The sequence below is a fragment of the Peredibacter sp. HCB2-198 genome, assembly GCF_045999315.1.
Taxonomy (GTDB): Bacteria; Bdellovibrionota; Bacteriovoracia; order Bacteriovoracales; family Bacteriovoracaceae; genus Peredibacter.
Genome location: NZ_CP174607.1, coordinates 1,468,581 through 1,487,887 on the forward strand (window position 1 = coordinate 1,468,581; position 19,307 = coordinate 1,487,887).

Sequence of the window (19,307 nt, forward strand, 5' to 3'; positions counted from 1 at the left end):
GCCATGACTTATCCATACGTTTCTATCAGCAATAACTTCAAAATCGAAATCAAGACTGATTTCGATTTTGATCAGTCTAATCCTTTGCAATATCAGTACCTGTTCCGTTATACGATTTTGATCACGAATACTGGAAATGTTCCCGCTCAATTAGTTTCACGTAAATGGAACATAAAAGATGGAAAGGGTGTCGTGAGATATGTCGAAGGTCCAGGCGTGATTGGGCAGACGCCGTATTTTGAACCTGGAAAATCATTTGAGTATCAAAGCTTCTGTCCGCTTCCAACAATGGAAGGAGAGATGTGGGGATACTTTAATATGGTGGATGATCGAGGGCAAACGTTTAAGATTGACACTCCTGTGTTCCGTTTCCACGTTCCTAAGGAATACATCGATATTTACTGAAGGAAATCTTTAAAGTCCTTCTCTAATTTCTTAAGCGTTTCATCAAGATCGCTTTTTATTTCTTCTTTGCTGATGGCCTCGAAATTTTGATCTTTAACGAGATCATGCATAATGCGAAGACGTTCAAGCATATTCATGATGTCATGTGAAAGTTTACGCTTATCCATGCTCAACCAATCTGATTGTATGGTGGATAGGTCCGAAAATTAATTCCACCGTATCATTTGGTTTTAAAGGACCCACGCCTTTTGGTGTGCCAGTGAAAACTAAATCACCATCACAAATCGGGAAGAACTCATCAATGTAATGGATGATCTCATTGGCCTTTAAAATAGCATCGTTAAGTTTTGCGGTCTGACGAACTTCACCGTTCACTTTAAAGATAAAGGGAGTTTCCTGCCAGTCGCCTTCAAAGTCCTTCACTCCTCGGATAGGAGTTACGATGGCGGAGTTTTTAAACACCTTAGAAATCTCCCAAGGATGTCCGTTCTCTTTTAATTTCTTCTGTTCATCACGAAGAGTGAGATCAAGACCAAGGCCCAGACCAATCACCATTTTTTTATAAAGCTTGAAAACAATCTCACACTCGTAGTGAATGTTCCCACGATGCCAAGGCAGCACAACTTGACTGTTGTTTTTCGGTTCAATAAATGAACTTTGAGGTTTCAAAAACAACACAGGCCGCTCGGGCGCTTTCTCTTGCATTTCAAGGGTGTGTTCGGCGTAATTCTTTCCAAGGCAGATGATTTTGTCCATGTTTTGAATGTATAACCAACTAGAATTACTGGCAAATTAAAAAAAATTAATATGGACCATTGTCTCAAAGTGTAAGTGCAATCATATTTAAGGGGATAAATAAAGGATTTCACATGCCTAACCTCAATAACTGGAAACAAGATATCCAGGCCTCCCTTGTTGTTTTCTTAGTTGCACTCCCTCTTTGTCTCGGAATTGCACTCGCTTCAGGAGCGCCATTGGCATCCGGCCTAATTGCTGGAATTGTCGGTGGACTCGTAGTTGGTTCAGTCAGTGGGTCTGGAGTTAGTGTTTCGGGTCCAGCTGCCGGTCTAACGGTCATTGTGGCAGCGGCCATTATCGACATTGGTAACTTCCAAGGATTCACACTGGCCGTGGTTCTCTCAGGTGTGATGCAAATTATTTTTAGTTTTGTAAAAGGCGGAAAGCTCGGTGATTACTTCCCATCTTCAGTGATTAAGGGAATGCTCGCGGCGATTGGTCTGATTCTCATTTTAAAACAGTTCCCTCACGCCATTGGATTTGATTCTGATTTCATGGGTGATCAGAGTTTTGCGGAAGCAGGTGGACGAAATACTTTCAGTGCTATTGCGATGGCGATTGAGGCGGTTCATCCAGGATCAATCCTTGTCGCTCTTATTTCTGTGCTCATTATGCTGGCCTGGGAAAAAGGCGCGTATAAAGGGAACCAATTTTTTAAAATCATTCCAGGCGCTTTAGTAGCAGTTGTGACCTCAGTGATCATCAATGAAGTATTCAAGTTGGCAGCTCCAGGTCTTGTTATTGAAAGTTCTCACTTAGTGCAACTTCCGTTCAGTGGTGGAGTGAAAGATTTTGTTGCGGGCCTTGCCATGCCAGACTGGTCTTATCTTTCAAATCCTAAAATTTATGTAACTGCGGCGACGATTGCAGTCGTGGGTTCCATTGAAAGTCTTCTTTCTGTTGAGGCCGCGGATAAAATTGATGTAGAGGGAAGAATCACTGATAAAAACCGTGAGCTTCTGGCCCAGGGCTGCGGGAACGCTATTTCTGGTTTGATTGGCGGGCTTCCGGTGACGGCAGTTATTGTTCGTACGTCGGCCAACGTTTCTGCAGGTGCAAAGACAAAACTGTCTGCCATCTTCCACGGTCTATGGCTTATGGGCTGTGTGATTGCGATTCCGGCACTTCTAAATCTCATTCCACTTTCATGTCTTGCATCAGTTCTCATCCTTGTTGGTTATAAATTAACGAAGCCTGAGATCATTAAGAAAATGTATGCCCGTGGTTGGAATCAATTTATTCCTTTCGCCGTAACAACTCTTGCGATCCTGTTTACAGATCTTCTCGTTGGTATTGCCATTGGTATGGTTGTTGGATTCATTTTTGTGATTCGTTCAAGTATGCATGCTTCAATTGTTCTGGTGAACAATGATGAGGAGTGGTTGATCCGTTTCCATAAAGACGTTTCGTTTTTACAAAAAAGCCATCTAACCGACATGCTGATGAAGATCCCTAATGGGGCAAATGTTGTGATTGATGGATCAAAAAGTATTTTTGTGGATGATGACATCATTGATCTCATTGAAGACTTCATGAAACGCGCTAATTGTTCGGATATTAAAGTACAACTTAAAAAATCATCGCTGGCCTTGAGCCCAATTTTTAAAGAGGAGTAAAATGGATAGAATTAAACATCTCTTACTGGAGAACCGCGCCTGGGCGCAGTCAAAGCTGGACATCGATCCAGGATTCTTTGCGAAGATGGCGAAAGACCAAAATCCAGAGTTTCTTTTCATCGGTTGTTCAGATTCCAGAGTTCCTCCCACTGAAATGCTCAATCTCGATCCCGGGCAGATGTTCATTCACAGAAATATTGCCAATCTTGTCGTCCATACCGACATGAATTTTTTAAGTGTTCTTCAGTATGCGGTTAATAATTTAAAAGTCCCTCATGTGATCGTTTGCGGTCACTATAACTGCGGTGGTGTAAAGGCCGCTCTTTCTACCCATAGCTTGGGCATGCTCAATAACTGGGTAAGAAACATTAAAGACGTTTATTTCTTCAATAAGCTGGAAGTAGATTCGCAACAATCCGAAATGGACCGTGTGAATAAGCTGGTTGAACTCAACGTTATTGAACAGGTAAAAAACCTTATGCACACTTCAATTGTTCAGAAGGCGTGGCATGAGAGAAGAATGCCTTATATCCATGGCTGGGTCTACGACATCAACAATGGTTTAATTAAGACACTTCTTACGGTTGATCCAGATACGAAGCTTGATTCGGCCTACCGTTATGATTTTAATGACTAAAAATCCAAGGTAAATAAGCGGCCAGGAGGGGATTAAGTGAATAGTTCCCTTCTGGACCATGAGAAAATGTCGAATGGATCGCCACCAGTTGGATCCCATTTCCGTTTTGCATGAAAATGGGACCACCAGAGTCCCCTGAACGAGAATATTCATCATTCAGTTCTAGAACCTCTTCTGCAGGGTTTACCTTCCGGAGAGTTGGAGTAATGACAGTTCTTAGATTCTTTTTATCTCTTGCGCCAAACCCAAAACGATAAAATCTCCCGAAGAATTTTTTCTCCAACGCAATCGGATGAACTTTGATAAAAGCGGGAAGTTTTTCTTTCATCTGAATTTTAGCGAGATCAGAATAATAGCGTGAATGATGAGGATTGTAGGTTGGGTGAAGTTTGTAGTCTTTAATCTCAAGAGAGGTCTGCTTAGGATCATAGACCTCTTGGGTGAAAACTCTCACACCTTTTACATTGCCTTCTAAGCAGTGAGCGGCAGTGAGAATCATTTGATCAGAGACCGCAACTCCCGTACAAGTGAAGACTCCATTGGGTCTTGTCACTTCAATTAATAAGCTCGAATTAAATTGTTCCCAATCATAGGATTTGGCAAAACTGAGAATATTCATGAATAGCACCATAAAGAAGAAGGTAATCTTCAGCATGGTTCATGCTACATGAATCTAGGCCTGAATCCACTCGCGGTGAGATGAGAGAAGTGGGTTAAATGAGTGTTTGCCTTCTGGGCCAAACGAGAGCGTCGAATGAATGGCCACGAGAAACATCTGGCCATTGTTCTGCATGAAGATTGGCCCGCCAGAATCACCTGAGTATGAGTACATATCATTGAGCTCAAGGATTTTTTCCATCGGACGAATATTTCTAAGTTCTGGGGTGACCATTGTGCGAACATTTTCTGAACCACGAGCACCGTAACCAAGACGCATGATCTTTCCAGAAAGGTTCATATCTTTTTTTATGATCGGATAGAACTTGGTTTCTTTTGGAAGAGTGCCTTTAAGCTTAATTTTTGCGATATCAGAGCGGAAATTTGATTCTCTTGAATCATAGTCTGGATGAACTTCGAATGAATCAATTTCCCAAAACTTTCCTTTTGGATTGTAAGAAGCTTCATTTGAAATTCTAACTTTAAGAATTTCACCTTCAAGACAGTGAGCGGCCGTAAGAACTGTATTGTTATTGATGGCAACACCTGTGCAAGTAAAAACACCATTTGGGCGTGTGACTTCGATCAGGAGGCTTGAGTTGAAATTCGACCAATCAATTAAGGTTGTCATAAGGTTCACCATCATCCTTGATTCAATTTAGATCTTCATGACCCGTCCTGGGCCGTGACCTGTGACTATTATAAAAGAATGAAAAAGCCTGTGTCCAAGGTGCTTTTTGACACTCTGTAAATAGTGGTAATCCAATGAAATCAGGATACTTAATAATTATGTGCGAAGGATTTAATCGAAAGATTCCGGCACTTTCAAGCCATCGGGGGACGATGTTTGAAAGTGTTAGAAATTCAGATATGACGCTAAGTGAACCCTATAGGTAAGTCCCTTTATTTACGATAACGAGTGCTGTGCGAGTGCTCAGAAATGCTACGATGTGTATCAAGACCAGTGACTTTGATTGAGACTTGGTCATGGTTTTTCTTGATGGTTTCGATCATTTGGAAGCAGCTATGTTCCACCATTTTTGAGTCCGCAAAATCAATTACGATACGAGAATTGGCAGGAATTTTTTCAAGCAGAGTTTTCTTGAAGCTATAGCTGTTAGTGAAGCCAACTGGACTATAGATTTTCAGAGTGAGTTCTCCACCTTCTTCTTTCGTTTCATGCTTCACATGGAAAATATCTTTGAAGCTCATGCCGTGATAAAGATTAATCACAAGCTGACACAAAAGACCTGCAATCACTCCCACTAAGAGATCAATACTGAGAGTAACCAGAAAGGTCACCATGAATGGGGAAAACTGATCAACGCCGACTTTATAAGTTTGCGAGAACTCATTAGGAGAAGCAAGACGAAAGCCCGTGAACACTAACATCGCGGCGAGAGTTGCCGCCGGAATCATGTGAAGAATGTTAGGGAAAAGCGCCACTGAAACCAGAAGCAAACAACCATGGATAAAGTTTGATTGCGCCGTCTTAGCACCGTTATCAATGTTGGCCCGTGAACGAACGATCTCTGAGATCATCGGCAGACCACCAACTAGTGATGCGAGAAGGTTTCCTGCACCAGTGGCGATCAAGTCTTGATTTAAGTTCGAACTTTTCTTTTCTGGATCCATACCATCAACCGCATTTACTGTAAGAAGTGATTCGATGGAGCCCACGAGTGAAAGCATTACGATATACTTAATAGAGATCCAGCTTGTAATAGAAGAAAAATCTGGGAACGCAAAAGCACCAAAAAATGAAGATGGAAGATTAATCAGAAATGATGAATCAACACGATAGTTAGTGTTCAAGAATTCATAGTCATGAGCATTTTGGAAATCAAAAATGTAACCTAAGGCCATTGAAGCGGCCAAGGCCAGAATGGCCGCAGGAATTGCTTTGAAATTTCCTTTTGCAAATTTGGGCCAGAAGATCAGAAGAAGAAGAGTAATGGCTCCAATGAGAGCAACTTCTGGATTGAGACCTAAAATATGTGTTGGGAATTCTCCAAGAAGAGCGATGGGACTTTTTGAAGCAGGAACAACTCCAAGAATGTTGTGACATTGTTTGGCGATGATGATGACACCAATGGCAGAGAGCATTCCATGAACAACACTTTTTGGAATAATTTCTCCAATGATCCCTGCTTTTGAAAATCCGAAAATGATTTGTATGATGGCCGCAATAACTCCTACCGCGAGGGTCTTTTTATATCCCATCACCGGATCGCCCATCCCAAGCTCAGTCACGGCACCGATCACAATAACGATAAGTCCTGCAGCAGGACCTTTAATGGTAAGTCTGGCACTTCCAAGAAGAGAGCCAAAAATACCGCCGATCACGGCGGTATAAATACCTGCAATAGGAGGAAAGCCAGAAGCAATCGAAATTCCTAAGCAGAGAGGAAGAGCAAGTAGGAAAACAAAGAAACCTGATTTAAAGTCTTGCGCTAAAGTTTGAGAGTTAAAAATCATAAAATCTCCAGTTTGAAGAATTATAGAATTTGATGTTTTGAAATGATAGGATGAAGAAATTAGATTTTTTTAATCTGGATCGCTTATGAAACCCATCACCCACATTGAAACTCCATTTAAAGAGAAATTTGGTGTTCCACGCCAGCCCTTATTAGTGAAGGAAGCTTGGGGAAAGATGAGTTTTCCCAAGAATGATTTTTTCTCGGAGGCCTTTCGAGGAATCGAAGCTTCTTCTCATCTATGGCTCATTTTTGAGTTTCATCAAATACCTAATGAAGGATTTAACGGATTAGTTCGTCCTCCAAGATTTGAAGGCAAAAAGAAACTTGGTGTTTATGCGACGAGAAGCCCTCATCGTCCGAATCGCTTAGGATTGTCGGTGGTTCAGTTTGATCGCTTGGAAGTTTTGGGCGGTGAAATTGTATTATGGGTAAAGGGTGTAGATTTAGTGAATGGCACTCCAATTTTTGATATTAAGCCCTATGTTCCTTATTCAGACAGAATCATGGAGGCCACTTCGGAAAATTTTGATGAAGCACCCGCTGTTTGTCGTGTTACTTGGAAATGTCATCCAGAACTAAGCCAGCATGAGCGACAGTTAATAGAAAAGGTCATAGCACTTGACCCTCGTCCTGGACATGATAAAGACCTGCAAGGTGAGCATGGTGTCTCACTTGCAGGTTGGAATGTTCGTTTTAGGTTTATTGATGAAGGTCTTGAAATTTTCGAAGTAACTAAGGCAGAACCTTAAAGTCATATTCACCGTTTTCTTTGAATTTCACTTCGACTTGTCCGGCAAAGCCGTCGATGTCATTTCCATAAATCACGTAGTTTTCAACTGGCTTACTTGCGTCTTGATTAAGAGCATAGCCGAGTTCTTTTGCGAGAATCATAGAGAGATTATAGTGAGTGACGTTCTTTTGAATGCTGGTGATTTCAACTGGAAGTTCAGCATTGAATGATATTGCTAAAAAGGGAACTTCCCAAGAGGCCGGGATTAGAGCGCCGTGGCCCCAGTTTCCACCTTCACCTAGTGCTTCTCCGTGGTCTGAAACGTAGACTACGAGAATAGACTGTTTTGATTTCTCTACGATTGAATAAAATTCCTTCATGAAGGTGTCAAATTCAAACACAGAGTTATCATAATGATCAGTTTTAGAGTTGCCTTTGAAGACCACAGATTGAGGGGAAAAGCGAAGTTCCCAAGGTGGGTGAGATCCACGTTGGTGAAGCATGATGAATTGTCGTTCTGGTTTAGAAATAAGTTCTTTAAGTGCGGGTAAAAGATCGCGATCAAGTGCGGCCTGATGATCTTCAGTGGTTGGAGAAATATCTTCTAATGTTTTATATTCGTCCAGCGAAGCCGCACAGAGATAAGGGGCGATATAGCGAAGTTGTTCAGCGCTTTGAATTGATAAGAAGTGAGTCGTGTATTTTTGATTTTTAGCGAGCTTGAAAAGACAATGCTCACCCTTGGCCGCCTTGATACTCCCGGCCGGACCAAATCCCATATTGAGAAGGAATGCAACTGCGATATCTGTCGAAACACCACTTGAAAGAGCACGTGTATAGAAAAAATGGGGATTCTGAGCAATAGACTTTAAAAAGGGGGTTGTTGGCTTATCGTAACCAAACAGCTCCATGTGATTGGGAGTTAAACTTTCTCCAAGAATAAAAATAACTTTGTCCCATTCAGTAGGGCGCTCGGCCTTAATCTGCAGATCTAATGCTGGGCTTTTCACCACTTGCTGAGTTCCTCGCATGATCTTATGCGGAAGAATTTTTCCGGTAAAATATGAGAAAGCGAGATAGACATTCATTCCACCAAGCTCTCGAGTCGAAGGTTGGCGGCCCCAGGTATTACCTGTCACCAAAGTTCGAATTGGGTTGTAGATAAAGTACAAGCAGAACAGAAGGCCCATGAACTTAATCTGATAAAGCTCTTTCACACTTCGAAAAGCGATCAATCCTAAGAGACAAGGAATCACCGTAAAAAGAAGTGGGATCAGGACGTGATCAATTTCCACGAGGAGAGTTCCCTGAACTTCATGAAACTGGGTGAGAAGGAGATAAATCTCGTTCGGAAGTAATTGCGTACCATAATAGGACAAATGGCCCATTTGGAATGCGTTCAAAATCATCACGAAAGATAGAAAAACGTAACGAAGAAATTTTCCTGGAATAAAAGTAGCGGCAAAAAGAAACGCGTAAACTCCGAAGTATTTCCCAAAAGTCAGCCACACGATATGGATATCTTTTAACCAATAGAATAAGTATTGCTGCGCAAGAGTTAATACGAAAAAAACCAGGGCCAGACCCAGGTGACGTAGAAGTTTTTTAAACATGATTCATCATGACATAATTGGAGAGGTCTTGCTATGATCTTCCCCATGAAGAAAGTATTATTGACTGGTGCGGCGGGATTAATTGGGGCAAAGACAGCTGAGAAGCTTCTAGCTCAGGGAATTGAAGTTGTTGGGATTGATAATCTCAATGATTATTACGATGTAAATCTTAAGCGCCATCGCCTTTCACTTATTAACGATTCTAAATTTCAGTTTCTTCAAGTTGATATTGAAGATAAGAACAAGCTTCGCGAATTATTCAAAACGAACCATTTTGATGTCGTTTATAACCTGGCCGCTCGTGCAGGTGTTCGCTACTCAATGGAGAATCCTGATATCTACATGACTACAAATGCTATGGGGACGTTGAATCTCCTGGAGTGCATGCGTGAGTTTAAAGTTTCTAAGTTTGTTCTGGCATCAACCAGCTCATTATATGCAGGTCAAGAGATGCCTTTTAAGGAAGATCTGGCCGTAAATACTCCTATTTCTCCTTACGCTGCTTCAAAAAAAGCGGCAGAGGTCATGGCCTACACTTATCACTATCTTTACGGCATTGATGTTTCAGTGGTTCGTTACTTTACTGTGTATGGACCTGCTGGCAGACCTGATATGTCGCCGTTCATCTTTGCCGATAAAATTCTAAAAGGTGAAGAGCTTCCAGTTTTCGGCGATGGCACTCAATCAAGAGATTTTACTTTTGTGGATGATATTGCAGAAGGAACAATCCTTGCGGGCAAGAAGCTTGGATTTGAAATTATTAATCTAGGCGGCGGAAATAATCCTTACACATTACTTCAGATGATTGAACTCATGGAAAAGTATTCAGGTAAAAAGGCCAAGCTTAAATTGGGTGAAAGAATTAAGGCCGATATGGATGTGACTTGGGCCGATATTTCGAAAGCAAAAAGGCTCCTCGGATGGGAGCCTAAGATTTCATTTGAAGAAGGTATTGAGAGGCTAATGAAGTGGCACAGCACTCAATCTAATTAAGTATTTTTTCCACCATTATCTGAAGTTCCGAAGTCTCTTTCGGCCAGAATTCCTCTGACTTCAACATATTCATTTTTAGGTTGAGAAGATTTTGTAGTCGAACAAGCCACCGAGAAAAAAGCGATAAGAATAAGTGATGTCATTTTCATATAACCCTCCTTTAAGGTGAGAGGGTTATAGGTTAAAGATGCGGTTATGGTCGAAGAGAACTAGAACTGCTTAGCTCTATTTTTCATTTCTGAAAGGACCCGTGTTAAAAGTTCACGGCAATCCCCATCGTCCATCCCATGAAGCATATGGCTTGGAGGAAGGTTCTTTTCTCCACCACGACCGAATGATTCAAGACGATTGTTAAGGTTATTACGGAGAGTTCTTAATTTTTTGTCAGAGAATTCTGATAAATCAGAGTAGTCTTTCATTTTCTTTTCCTAAATTTAAATCCAACTTTTGGTTGTTGTTTATTTTCGTTTCTTTCATCACGACGAGGGGCCTGTCCTTTAGGAGCTGGCTTGTGCTCTGGACGCGGTCTTTGTTCCTGACGTGGCCTCTGCTCTAACTTCGGCTTTTGCTGGCCCTGAGGCTTCTGAGGTTCTTTGGCCTTTGGTTTGGCTCGTGGATCACGGTATGGTTTGCGATCCGTTTGGGTCATCTTCACCGATTGCTCGGCCACACCCACAAATGTTTCAGTAGGGAGTTTTTTACCAATTGTTTTCTGAATACGTGCTAAAGCGTCTCTTTCTGTTTCGTCACAGAATGAAATGGCGTCGCCGTCTTTACCCGCTCGTGCAGTTCGGCCAATACGGTGAACATAGCTTTCAGCTTCAACTGGCAGGTCGTAGTTAATAACGTGAGATACGCCTTGAACATCAATTCCGCGAGCGGCGATATCTGTTGCGACCAGTACCTTGATCTTACCAGTTTTAAAATTCTCAAGGGCTGTTTCACGGGCCGATTGAGACTTATTCCCGTGAATGGCGGCAGATTGAATATTGAAATGAGCAAGATAATCTACGATCTTGTTTGCTCCGTGTTTTGTACGAGTGAAAACAAGAGTCAGTTCAACACCTTCTTCAACAAGTACTTTGCGAAGAAGTTGATACTTATGGGCCTTCTGAGTGAAGATCACTTTTTGATTAATTCTTTCCACCGTCGTAGATGGGGGAGTTACCTCCACTCGTGTAGGATTTTTAAGAATACGATTCGCGATTCCTACAATCTCATTCGGCATAGTCGCCGAGAAAAGCATGGTTTGTTTTTGCTCTGGAAGCTTTGCGATGATTTTTTTGATATCGTGGATGAACCCCATATCAAGCATTCGATCGGCCTCATCTAGAACAAAGATTTCTACTTTGTTCAGTTTGCAATGACCTTGGTTCATCAGATCTAAAAGACGTCCAGGAGTTGCAATCAGCACATCAAGACCGTTACGAAGAGCTGCCACCTGGGCCGCTTGTCCCACACCACCGAAGATAACTGCATTTTTTACTTTGAGATTTCTTCCGTATTTATCGAGTTGCTCCTTAATCTGAGAAGCAAGCTCGCGAGTGGGTGCCAGAATCAATGAACGTGGTTCACATGGAGTAAGACTAAAGTTGCGTCCTTGAAGCTTCTGAATCATCGGAAGTGTAAAGGCCGCAGTTTTTCCTGTACCTGTTTGAGCAATTCCTAGAAGGTCATGTCCCTCCAAAAGTGTTGGAATTGACTGGGCCTGGATAGGTGTCGGAGTTTCGTAGCCCGCAACTTCTAAGTTAGCGAGAATAATTTCGTGAAGAGCGAGTTCTTTGAATTTTAACATGGGCGGAGAATCGTCGCTTTGGGGCGGGAAGTCAAGCCCTCGTTTAGGAATGAAAGCTGTAAACGCTGCAGAATGTAAAAATGATGCCAGATGAAGTTATTTTCATATTCAAAGGGTCTTTATCATTCTACAAAAGCCCATGACCAAACCCCCTTGGGTCTCGAAAATCCAGCTAGCTTTGCATGAGCTAGCAATGGAATATGACCCATCCGCTCCTGAGTCGACCTTCATTTTCCATCCCCTGTATCGAGTTGGGGTCTCGGAACACTCATTTGAGAATATCGAAAAGACATTTGGAAAATCATTTTTTGGTCGATTTAGACACAATATAGGAAACCTCAAAAAAGTAGATTGGCTACTTTATGCTCGAAAGAAATTTGTGGCCCGTCTTCCTTCTGATTCCATTATCTTTTTTAGGAGCGATAAAGAAGGTGTGATTATTGTTTCTCATGAGAAGAACATTGCTCTAAAAATGTTTTTTGATGAGTCCCACATACTTAATCTGGATGAAGAAATTAAATCACTGAAGGGATTTGAAACGACTTCATTTGCGCCTTATGTGGCAAAGATTTTAGGAGAGGGAACAACTTCGAATGGTGGCCGTTGGTTGGTCACCACGTATTGTTCAAATTCCTGGGCGATTACGAATCGTGCTCATCATGAAAAATTTCTGCTTCGTTACTTCCCGCTTTTCGTGATGCCACCTCTCACAGAACTCTACAAATCTCATGGGCCAAGAAAGATTACAGTTGAGACTTGGATTCGTGAGGCCCATGAAAGAAGCTTAAATCATCCCGCGCGCAAGGAAATTGAAAAGACACTCAAGAAGATCACTAAACTAGCGGCGCAAAATCCTGGCTATGAAGTTCTTGAAAGTCGAATCCATCACGACCTTCATGCGGGAAATATTTTATTAGATGATAATCAGATCATCATTATTGATTGGGAACTTGAAGTAAGAGGTCTGGTGTTAGTTGATATTTTGGATTTTGCTCGCCGTTATCTTCAGAGAAATTTTTTTACTCGAATGGCTTTTCAGTTTTATTTAAAAGGACTTTTTAGAGAGCCTCCGAAGCTGATCCTGAAAAACCTTAGTTCATATCGAAATTGGGCCCTGGTTAATTTTAAAATGAATGTACCAATTGGAAGTGAGAAGTTAACGTTCCTCGTTTATGCTATTGAGCGCTCTCTTATTTATTTTGAGAAACGGCAGCTCAATCGTTTAAAAGATCGTAAAGGCTTTGAAAGAAGAATTGTAAAATGGTCCTGAGGTGAGTGGGTAAGATTACTTACCCACCACGCTTGGATGTCTGCCGCTTACGCGATATTTACTACGAATTGGACGAGTGATGAAACGGCGGAAACCATAGAAAGGGCTGATCGCAAATTTCAGTTTTTTACCAATCACATGGTTTTTGATGTCAACTCTTCTAAGTGACATAAGGTCGGTTTCAAGAATTTGGAGAGACCCTTTAAGAGTCGAAATACCGATTGAGTAACCAATTTCTTTGGCCGCATTAACGATATCACGATCAATTCCCCCGATTGGGTAACAAATCGTTTTAACTTCTTTGCCAAGAAGACCTTCAAGCCATTCTTTGCTTTCTTTAAGTTCTTTCTTTGCCTGATCAAACGGAATTTTATGAAGGTTTTGGTGAGATTGGCAGTGTGAACCAATCGCAAATCCCATCTGATCTAGGTCTTTAATGTCTTGTTCAGTCAGGGCCGGAATACCTTGTGGTTTCAGATTATGAAACGGAAGGTTGAAAGTCATATTTTGAATAGGGAAGATGTTGGCGCGAACATTGAGTTCTTTAAAAATAGGAACCGCATACTCAATGAAGTTTTTGCAGACATCATCAAAAGTCAGCATGGCCGCTTTTTTAGGTCTCTTACCTGGAGGGTGAGCAAAGTACTCTTCCAAAGTCATGATGGTCCAGCCATTCTCCATCAAATGAGTTACCTGATGACGGAAATTTTCCGGTGTCGTTGCGATATGCTTTTTAAAGTCCGGGTGGGACTCGGGCATGATCTGGTGATACATCAAGATGGGTAGGTGAACAGGTAAAAGGGCCATATTATCTCTTTTTCAATCTCGGTAATTTTTAATATACATATATAATGAAAAATACCTCTAAACACAATGTAGACCTGATACTTAAAAACACCGACGCCCTCTCAGGAACTCCCAAAATTTTGATGAGACAGGCCCGGGCTTTGGCCAAAGATGGCTTCGGCGTATCAGTGATTTCAGAGACTTTTCATCAATCGCTCACTTCTGACAAAGAGATTAAGTGCTTAAAAACCTTTAAGTGGCCTAGAACCACACTATTTCAAAGAAAATTCTTTGATTGGCAGGCCAAACGGAAAGTAAGACCGGGCTCATTGGTTATCGGCCACGGTGACTCTCTAAATCAGGATATCTTGTTCCTTCATACATGTGTTCATCTGGGTGCTGAAGTTGCTCCTGGTCCTCATAATGATAAAAATTTATCGATTCCGTTTCACCGAATGATTTTTGAACAAGGAACTTTTAAGGAAATCGTGTGTGTGTCGCACATGATGAAGAACGATATTCAAAAGCGCTTTAACATTAAAGTTCCAATGCATGTAATTCATCCTTGTCATGACAAATCAATTGTTGATCAGGTGGATTCTGCGGCCGTAAATGAAATTAGAAATAATCTTAAGGTTCAAGGTGATGAACTTGTTGTGGCCGTTATTGCATCTGGAAACCTTGAAAACCGTGGTGCTTTCGCTGTTATAAAATCTATGGCATTCCTAGATGAAGCACAGAAAAATAAAGTTAAAATCCTGATTGTTGGTAAAGAGAACAAGCCTAGCAAGGTCTATAATCTCGCTCAAGAAGTGGGAATGAAAGATAGAGTGCTGTGGATGAATCCGCGTTCAGACGTAGGAAATATTATTAGCGCCGCTGATATCGTTGTTCACGCGGCTCATATCGAAGCATCAGGTCTGACTTTCCTTGAGTTTATGGCACTTTCTCGACCATTAATTACAACTCAGACAGTGGGATTCTCTGAAATCCTTCCTGAAATTCAAAAAGATTTCATCATTCCTCGTCAGGACCCTAAAGGCATTGCGGAGAAGTTAAAAGTTCTTATCAATGATAAGGAACTGAGAATGAAGATGGGTGAGGCCAATCGTGGTGTTGCTTCAAAGATGACTTGGGAACATTACGATCAGCAGTTCATGGATCTTGTTCATAATCACATTCAGACTTATCGAAGCTAGAAGCGATATAACAAATCTGTAAAGTGAGTCGATTCCTCATCGAAGTAATGCTTACTCTCTAGAACTCTACTTGAAATGAAAGTAAAGTGCGGACGAAGAAGTTTTTGGTACTTATCGCGACTCCTGTGAATGGCATATTCGTCTTTAAATTCAAGCTCAGAAACTTGTCTACCTAGTTCCACATTTGTAGGAACGGTGAGGTAGAGAAACTTCACGCGTTTAGCAAGAACCGGAATGACTTCCTTAAGTTCTTTGTCTGAAAGGTATTGGAAAACCGAAGTACAAATACCGAGATCAAACTTATTGTCTTTTCTTTTACTACGACACCAGGTGACTAAATCTTCTTCATAAAGTTCGAGTTCAGTTGAAGGGACAGGGCGAAGCTTGTCTGGCTTTACCTTTTTAAAAGCGAAAGGTGAGGGTTCAATTCCTACAGCTCGGTAGGGTTTAAAGGCCTTGAGCATTTCACGGAAAAGGTGACCGTAACCGAAACCTAGATCAACGATTGTACTAATATCCACATGCTCAATCTTGAGAAATGACTCAAGGTATTTGGTGTGTTCCTTCGCGTTGCCGATTCCGTCCATAGACATTGGATCGGAATAATTTTTGTCCCAGTAAGTTTTGTCGAATTTAGTCATTCTAAGAGGGTAGCTAAAACTTGATATAATGTCGGCCTTTTTCTAAGATTTACTCATGGAGAAGCTTTGCGTAATCGGACTGGGCTATGTTGGTCTTCCACTGGCAGTGGAATTGGCAGAAAAATACTCTGTAATTGGTTACGACATTGATGCAAAAAGAATTCAAGAACTCCAGAGCGGGATTGATCGCACATTGGAAATTTCAACCGAAAGATTGAATGCCAGTAAACTAGAGCTAACCTCGAAGCTAGAGAAAGTCCGAGACAGTAACATCTTTATTATCACCGTCCCCACTCCCATAGATCATGAGAAAAAACCCGATTTATCAATTCTCCTAAAGGCCACTGAAGATGTCGGGAGAGTTTTAAAAAGGGGTGACTTGGTGATTTATGAATCGACCGTTTACCCAGGCTGCACAGAAGAAGACTGTGTTCCGGTATTAGAGAAGGTGAGTGGCCTTAAGTTTAATCAAGATTTCTTCTGTGGATATAGTCCTGAAAGAATTAATCCAGGGGATAAAACTAAAACCATTCGGGACATTGTGAAAGTTACGAGTGGTTCGACTCCTGAGATTGCCAATAAAGTTGATGCTCTCTACGCTTCAATCGTTACGGCCGGCACTTTCAAAACAAGTTCAATTCGAATAGCCGAGGCCTCTAAGATTGTTGAGAACACACAGCGAGATATTAATATCGCTTTTGTGAATGAGCTTGCCATGATGTTCGGAGAAATGGGGATCAATACTCATGAAGTGTTGGAGGCAGCTGGAACGAAGTGGAATTTTATGAGAGTAGTTCCAGGTTTGGTAGGTGGCCAATGTATCGGTGTGAATCCTTATTATCTTTCTCATAAGGCCAAAAAGCATGGTCATACTCCTAAGCTTATTTCAGTTGCCCGTGAAATTAACGATGGAATGGCCACTCACGTTGCGAGTCAGGTTGTAAAACAAATGCTTAAAAAAGGTATTGCTGTTAAGGGAGCGAAGGTTCTTATTTTGGGCGTAACTTTTAAACCCAATTGTCCGGATGTCAGGAATTCGAAGGTCTTGGATTTGATTACTGAGTTGAAGGATTATGAGTGTGAAGTTGAAATTTATGATCCTTGGATCACAGAAGAGAATGCCTTGATGGAATTTGGTTTACCTTTGACGACATTATCTTGCGTGAATTCTTTAGTTGGATATTCGGCAATTGTTTTGGCCGTCTCTCATCATGTTTTTCGACAAATTAATTTTACTGGCTTAAACAGATCGGAAACTATTTTTTATGATATAAAAAATGTTTTTTCTTAATCTATTTTTTGAAAATAAATGAAAATAGGTCACTATTTAGATAAAAGCACTGACGTGTTTTTGGATTTATAAAGTCATAGGCATAGTAAAAAATAAAATGAGTAATGACTGATCCTACCGCTGCTCCCTTAATTCCAAAATGTGGAATTAAGAGCATATTTATTAGGATGCTAAAAATCCCCGCAATTACAGTTTTAATCATCAAATAGTTGTTTTTCCCTTCAGCGATGTACCAATGCATGCTCACTATCGACATTGTAAGGAAGAGAAAATTCAAGCTATGGATTTTTAGGATCTCGGCAGAGGGTGCGAACGAACTACCAAATAGAGTGATAATAATTTCTGAGCTAAAATAATATGTAAAGACGGCCCCAAGAAGGCTTGCCCATCTTAAAAATCGACTCAAATGTTTTAACCTTTTTTCATATTCAATTTGACTGCTTTTTTTAGCATTCAAAATTGCGGTAAAAAGTGATGAGAAGGCAAGCAAGGGAAAGGTCCCAAAGAGTTCAACCAATCGCGAGGAAACTGCGTAATAACCAACATTTGTGCTCACTAAGTATTTACCAATTAAAACCTGATCCAATTTAGAGAGGATATTGTTAGAAATGGCCATTAACATAAGGGGCCAGCAATTAAAAATAATTCTGCGAATTTCTTCAATATGAGGTTTTAATAAAATAAATCCATCATTTATTTTTTTATAGGACAGATAAATAAGGATGGCATAGCTGCCATAGTCGAAAACGAAAATATAGAAAAAATAGGTAAGAGGGGCCTGTGATTGAATACAATAAATTTTAAGGGCGGATGAAATGAGAATTTGTAAAATTCTGATCATCGACGAGGTTTTAGCATTAACTGTGGCCCGGTAATAGACATCAATTAAATCAAACGTTTGAAATAAAATAATAGGCGCTGATATATAGAGGTAAAATTTTGCAGAATCGTCAGTTACCAATGCAATAATATAAATCGTTAGTATACTTACTAATCCTAATACTGTTCTTAGGTGAAACGAGGCATTTAGAATTTGTTGTGTATGTTCTGGTCTTCCAACGAGCTCTGTTACAAGCTGTTCATTAGTTCCAAAAGAAGCAAAAGCAGAGAAAATTGCAATAAATGAAATAACATAGTTATATATACCGAACTCAGTTGGTCCTAAAAATCTGGCAACCCATAATCCAATGAAGAAACCTGCAAGTAGCCTGACTCCTTGTGTTGCGTAGAGCCACAAGGTGTTTAAAAAATATCTCTTTAGGCCTTGGTTGCTTATTATTGCCTTGATTCTGTCCATTATTTTATTTCTTAAGTTTAGAACAAACTTTATCTAAGCCATTAAAAATTGTATATTTTTTTAAATTTAAAACTTAGGCAAGATAATGGCAAAAATTCTTATTACTGGTGGGGCCGGTTTCATCGGTTCTAATTTTATTCAATATTTTCAAAAACAACATCCTGGTTATACGCTAGTTAATTTAGATTCACTTACATATGCAGGGAATCTGAATAATTTAAAAGATGTGGACAGTAAGAACTATGTCTTTGAGAAGGGTGACATTTGTGATGCCAAGCTTGTTAAAGAAATTTTTAACGACCATAAAATAAATGGTGTTATTCACCTTGCAGCTGAGTCGCATGTTGATAACTCCATTTTGGGTCCAGCTGAATTTATTAGAACAAATATAACTGGAACATTCACTTTATTGGATAGTGCCCGAAATTTTTGGATGGATGCTCCATTTAAAGTTAAAGAAGCTTATAAAAATGCCAGATTTCTTCATGTCTCTACTGATGAGGTTTATGGGACGTTAGGAGAGGAAGGTCTTTTTAAAGAAACAACCCCCTATGCCCCAAATTCTCCATACTCCGCTTCAAAGGCAAGCTCTGATTTGATTGTGAGAAGTTATTTCCACACATATGGAATGAACGTCGTTACAACAAATTGTTCAAATAACTATGGGCCTAAGCAACACTCAGAAAAGCTTATTCCCGTTATTATTAAAAAAGCACTAAGCGGTCAGAATATTCCTATTTATGGAGACGGAAAGAACATTCGTGACTGGTTATATGTCAAAGATCATTGCAAAGGAATTGACCTTGCTTTCCATAATGGAATGAGCGGTGAAACTTATAATATTGGTGGGCGTAACGAGAGAACAAATATCGAAATTGCAAATATCATTTGTAAAATCCTGGATAAGTCAAAACCTAGAGAAGATAAAAAATCTTATACTGAGCAAATCACATATGTTTCTGATAGACCTGGACACGATAGACGATATGCCATTGATGCTACAAAAATTGAGAATGAATTAGCATGGAAAGCTGATGAAACTTTCGAAACAGGTATTTTGAAAACTGTAAACTGGTATCTCGATAATCTATAAAGGAAT

At 40.5% G+C, this 19,307-nt stretch carries 21 protein-coding genes; 9 read left to right on the top strand and 12 right to left on the bottom strand.

What is annotated here, in order from left to right; genetic code table 11:
- Positions 1-3 precede the first annotated feature (3 nt).
- A complete protein-coding gene (gene apaG, locus ACJVC5_RS07410) occupies positions 4-405 on the top strand; it encodes a Co2+/Mg2+ efflux protein ApaG (RefSeq protein WP_408098733.1) in 402 nt (133 codons plus the stop codon).
- On the opposite strand, the gene ACJVC5_RS07415 is transcribed toward apaG, so the two are convergent.
- Positions 399-572 carry a hypothetical protein gene (locus ACJVC5_RS07415; protein ID WP_408098734.1) on the bottom strand — a complete coding sequence of 58 codons (174 nt, stop codon included), beginning with the start codon at positions 570-572 and terminating at the stop codon, positions 399-401. The genes apaG and ACJVC5_RS07415 overlap by 7 nt on opposite strands.
- The gene (locus ACJVC5_RS07420) at positions 565-1,161 is read right to left on the bottom strand and encodes a fumarylacetoacetate hydrolase family protein (protein WP_408098735.1); all 597 of its coding nucleotides are present in this window, start codon (positions 1,159-1,161) and stop codon (positions 565-567) included. Before ACJVC5_RS07420 ends, ACJVC5_RS07415 begins: the two co-directional genes overlap by 8 nt.
- Positions 1,162-1,274: 113 nt before the next feature.
- On the opposite strand from ACJVC5_RS07420, the gene ACJVC5_RS07425 reads away from it, so the two are divergent.
- Both ACJVC5_RS07425 and ACJVC5_RS07430 read left to right on the top strand, forming a co-directional pair.
- Positions 1,275-2,819, top strand: coding sequence for a SulP family inorganic anion transporter (locus ACJVC5_RS07425; protein ID WP_408098736.1), 1,545 nt, complete (start codon positions 1,275-1,277; stop codon positions 2,817-2,819).
- A 1-nt stretch (position 2,820) separates the two neighbouring features.
- On the top strand, positions 2,821-3,456 hold the full coding sequence (locus ACJVC5_RS07430; RefSeq protein ID WP_408098737.1) for a carbonic anhydrase: 636 nt from the start codon (positions 2,821-2,823) through the stop codon (positions 3,454-3,456).
- Here ACJVC5_RS07430 and ACJVC5_RS07435 read toward each other — a convergent pair.
- From ACJVC5_RS07435 to ACJVC5_RS07445, 3 genes are all read right to left on the bottom strand, one after another.
- Positions 3,446-4,111 carry a trypsin-like serine protease gene (locus ACJVC5_RS07435; protein ID WP_408098738.1) on the bottom strand — a complete coding sequence of 222 codons (666 nt, stop codon included), beginning with the start codon at positions 4,109-4,111 and terminating at the stop codon, positions 3,446-3,448. The genes ACJVC5_RS07430 and ACJVC5_RS07435 overlap by 11 nt on opposite strands.
- Positions 4,112-4,129: 18 nt before the next feature.
- Positions 4,130-4,744, bottom strand: coding sequence for a trypsin-like serine peptidase (locus ACJVC5_RS07440; RefSeq protein ID WP_408098739.1), 615 nt, complete (start codon positions 4,742-4,744; stop codon positions 4,130-4,132).
- Positions 4,745-5,016: 272 nt separating this feature from the next.
- On the bottom strand, positions 5,017-6,591 hold the full coding sequence (locus tag ACJVC5_RS07445; protein ID WP_408098740.1) for a SulP family inorganic anion transporter: 1,575 nt from the start codon (positions 6,589-6,591) through the stop codon (positions 5,017-5,019).
- Positions 6,592-6,676: 85 nt separating this feature from the next.
- On the opposite strand from ACJVC5_RS07445, the gene tsaA reads away from it, so the two are divergent.
- Positions 6,677-7,342, top strand: coding sequence for a tRNA (N6-threonylcarbamoyladenosine(37)-N6)-methyltransferase TrmO (gene tsaA, locus ACJVC5_RS07450; protein WP_408098742.1), 666 nt, complete (start codon positions 6,677-6,679; stop codon positions 7,340-7,342).
- Here the strand turns inward: tsaA and ACJVC5_RS07455 are convergent.
- Positions 7,326-8,936, bottom strand: a complete 1,611-nt coding sequence (locus ACJVC5_RS07455) for a phosphoethanolamine transferase (RefSeq protein WP_408098743.1) — start codon at positions 8,934-8,936, stop codon at positions 7,326-7,328. The two genes, tsaA and ACJVC5_RS07455, sit on opposite strands and share 17 nt — an antisense overlap.
- 45 nt (positions 8,937-8,981) lie before the next feature.
- On the opposite strand from ACJVC5_RS07455, the gene ACJVC5_RS07460 reads away from it, so the two are divergent.
- Positions 8,982-9,929, top strand: a complete 948-nt coding sequence (locus ACJVC5_RS07460; protein ID WP_408098744.1) for an SDR family NAD(P)-dependent oxidoreductase — start codon at positions 8,982-8,984, stop codon at positions 9,927-9,929.
- Here the strand turns inward: ACJVC5_RS07460 and ACJVC5_RS07465 are convergent.
- Genes ACJVC5_RS07465 through ACJVC5_RS07475 form a run of 3 tightly spaced genes read right to left on the bottom strand, consistent with a single transcriptional unit; the run spans position 9,926 to position 11,724 of the window.
- Entirely contained in the window at positions 9,926-10,078 is a 153-nt protein-coding gene (locus tag ACJVC5_RS07465; protein WP_408098745.1) for a hypothetical protein, read from the bottom strand. The two genes, ACJVC5_RS07460 and ACJVC5_RS07465, sit on opposite strands and share 4 nt — an antisense overlap.
- A 60-nt stretch (positions 10,079-10,138) precedes the next feature.
- The gene (locus tag ACJVC5_RS07470; protein ID WP_408098746.1) at positions 10,139-10,348 is read right to left on the bottom strand and encodes a hypothetical protein; all 210 of its coding nucleotides are present in this window, start codon (positions 10,346-10,348) and stop codon (positions 10,139-10,141) included.
- The gene (locus tag ACJVC5_RS07475; protein WP_408098747.1) at positions 10,345-11,724 is read right to left on the bottom strand and encodes a DEAD/DEAH box helicase; all 1,380 of its coding nucleotides are present in this window, start codon (positions 11,722-11,724) and stop codon (positions 10,345-10,347) included. Before ACJVC5_RS07475 ends, ACJVC5_RS07470 begins: the two co-directional genes overlap by 4 nt.
- Positions 11,725-11,917: 193 nt before the next feature.
- On the opposite strand from ACJVC5_RS07475, the gene ACJVC5_RS07480 reads away from it, so the two are divergent.
- Entirely contained in the window at positions 11,918-12,994 is a 1,077-nt protein-coding gene (locus ACJVC5_RS07480) for a phosphotransferase (RefSeq protein WP_408098748.1), read from the top strand.
- Between the two features lie 15 nt (positions 12,995-13,009).
- Here the strand turns inward: ACJVC5_RS07480 and ACJVC5_RS07485 are convergent, their stop codons facing one another.
- Positions 13,010-13,801, bottom strand: coding sequence for a polysaccharide deacetylase family protein (locus ACJVC5_RS07485; RefSeq protein WP_408098749.1), 792 nt, complete (start codon positions 13,799-13,801; stop codon positions 13,010-13,012).
- Positions 13,802-13,845: 44 nt separating this feature from the next.
- On the opposite strand from ACJVC5_RS07485, the gene ACJVC5_RS07490 reads away from it, so the two are divergent.
- On the top strand, positions 13,846-14,979 hold the full coding sequence (locus ACJVC5_RS07490; protein WP_408098750.1) for a glycosyltransferase family 4 protein: 1,134 nt from the start codon (positions 13,846-13,848) through the stop codon (positions 14,977-14,979).
- Here the strand turns inward: ACJVC5_RS07490 and ACJVC5_RS07495 are convergent.
- Entirely contained in the window at positions 14,976-15,620 is a 645-nt protein-coding gene (locus ACJVC5_RS07495; RefSeq protein WP_408098751.1) for a class I SAM-dependent methyltransferase, read from the bottom strand. The two genes, ACJVC5_RS07490 and ACJVC5_RS07495, sit on opposite strands and share 4 nt — an antisense overlap.
- A gap of 55 nt (positions 15,621-15,675) precedes the next feature.
- Here ACJVC5_RS07495 and ACJVC5_RS07500 point away from each other — a divergent pair, with 55 nt between their 5' ends.
- Complete coding sequence (locus ACJVC5_RS07500) at positions 15,676-16,911, top strand: nucleotide sugar dehydrogenase (protein ID WP_408098752.1); 1,236 nt, start codon at positions 15,676-15,678, stop codon at positions 16,909-16,911.
- 1 nt (position 16,912) lies between these two features.
- Here ACJVC5_RS07500 and ACJVC5_RS07505 read toward each other — a convergent pair whose 3' ends face one another.
- Entirely contained in the window at positions 16,913-18,208 is a 1,296-nt protein-coding gene (locus ACJVC5_RS07505; protein ID WP_408098753.1) for a flippase, read from the bottom strand.
- Positions 18,209-18,293: 85 nt separating this feature from the next.
- On the opposite strand from ACJVC5_RS07505, the gene rfbB reads away from it, so the two are divergent.
- Positions 18,294-19,301, top strand: coding sequence for a dTDP-glucose 4,6-dehydratase (gene rfbB / locus ACJVC5_RS07510; protein ID WP_408098754.1), 1,008 nt, complete (start codon positions 18,294-18,296; stop codon positions 19,299-19,301).
- Positions 19,302-19,307 lie beyond the last annotated feature (6 nt).

Excerpts from the sequence above, each read along its gene's own strand:
- apaG (WP_408098733.1), top strand. The coding sequence starts at position 4 with ATGACTTATCCATACGTTTCTATCAGCAATAACTTCAAAATCGAAATC.
- ACJVC5_RS07415 (WP_408098734.1), bottom strand. The coding sequence starts at position 572 with ATGGATAAGCGTAAACTTTCACATGACATCATGAATATGCTTGAACGT.
- ACJVC5_RS07420 (WP_408098735.1), bottom strand. The coding sequence starts at position 1,161 with ATGGACAAAATCATCTGCCTTGGAAAGAATTACGCCGAACACACCCTT.
- ACJVC5_RS07425 (WP_408098736.1), top strand. The coding sequence starts at position 1,275 with ATGCCTAACCTCAATAACTGGAAACAAGATATCCAGGCCTCCCTTGTT.
- ACJVC5_RS07430 (WP_408098737.1), top strand. The coding sequence starts at position 2,821 with ATGGATAGAATTAAACATCTCTTACTGGAGAACCGCGCCTGGGCGCAG.
- ACJVC5_RS07435 (WP_408098738.1), bottom strand. The coding sequence starts at position 4,111 with ATGCTGAAGATTACCTTCTTCTTTATGGTGCTATTCATGAATATTCTC.
- ACJVC5_RS07440 (WP_408098739.1), bottom strand. The coding sequence starts at position 4,744 with ATGACAACCTTAATTGATTGGTCGAATTTCAACTCAAGCCTCCTGATC.
- ACJVC5_RS07445 (WP_408098740.1), bottom strand. The coding sequence starts at position 6,591 with ATGATTTTTAACTCTCAAACTTTAGCGCAAGACTTTAAATCAGGTTTC.
- tsaA (WP_408098742.1), top strand. The coding sequence starts at position 6,677 with ATGAAACCCATCACCCACATTGAAACTCCATTTAAAGAGAAATTTGGT.
- ACJVC5_RS07455 (WP_408098743.1), bottom strand. The coding sequence starts at position 8,936 with ATGTTTAAAAAACTTCTACGTCACCTGGGTCTGGCCCTGGTTTTTTTC.
- ACJVC5_RS07460 (WP_408098744.1), top strand. The coding sequence starts at position 8,982 with ATGAAGAAAGTATTATTGACTGGTGCGGCGGGATTAATTGGGGCAAAG.
- ACJVC5_RS07465 (WP_408098745.1), bottom strand. The coding sequence starts at position 10,078 with ATGAAAATGACATCACTTATTCTTATCGCTTTTTTCTCGGTGGCTTGT.
- ACJVC5_RS07470 (WP_408098746.1), bottom strand. The coding sequence starts at position 10,348 with ATGAAAGACTACTCTGATTTATCAGAATTCTCTGACAAAAAATTAAGA.
- ACJVC5_RS07475 (WP_408098747.1), bottom strand. The coding sequence starts at position 11,724 with ATGTTAAAATTCAAAGAACTCGCTCTTCACGAAATTATTCTCGCTAAC.
- ACJVC5_RS07480 (WP_408098748.1), top strand. The coding sequence starts at position 11,918 with ATGGAATATGACCCATCCGCTCCTGAGTCGACCTTCATTTTCCATCCC.
- ACJVC5_RS07485 (WP_408098749.1), bottom strand. The coding sequence starts at position 13,801 with ATGGCCCTTTTACCTGTTCACCTACCCATCTTGATGTATCACCAGATC.
- ACJVC5_RS07490 (WP_408098750.1), top strand. The coding sequence starts at position 13,846 with ATGAAAAATACCTCTAAACACAATGTAGACCTGATACTTAAAAACACC.
- ACJVC5_RS07495 (WP_408098751.1), bottom strand. The coding sequence starts at position 15,620 with ATGACTAAATTCGACAAAACTTACTGGGACAAAAATTATTCCGATCCA.
- ACJVC5_RS07500 (WP_408098752.1), top strand. The coding sequence starts at position 15,676 with ATGGAGAAGCTTTGCGTAATCGGACTGGGCTATGTTGGTCTTCCACTG.
- ACJVC5_RS07505 (WP_408098753.1), bottom strand. The coding sequence starts at position 18,208 with ATGGACAGAATCAAGGCAATAATAAGCAACCAAGGCCTAAAGAGATAT.
- rfbB (WP_408098754.1), top strand. The coding sequence starts at position 18,294 with ATGGCAAAAATTCTTATTACTGGTGGGGCCGGTTTCATCGGTTCTAAT.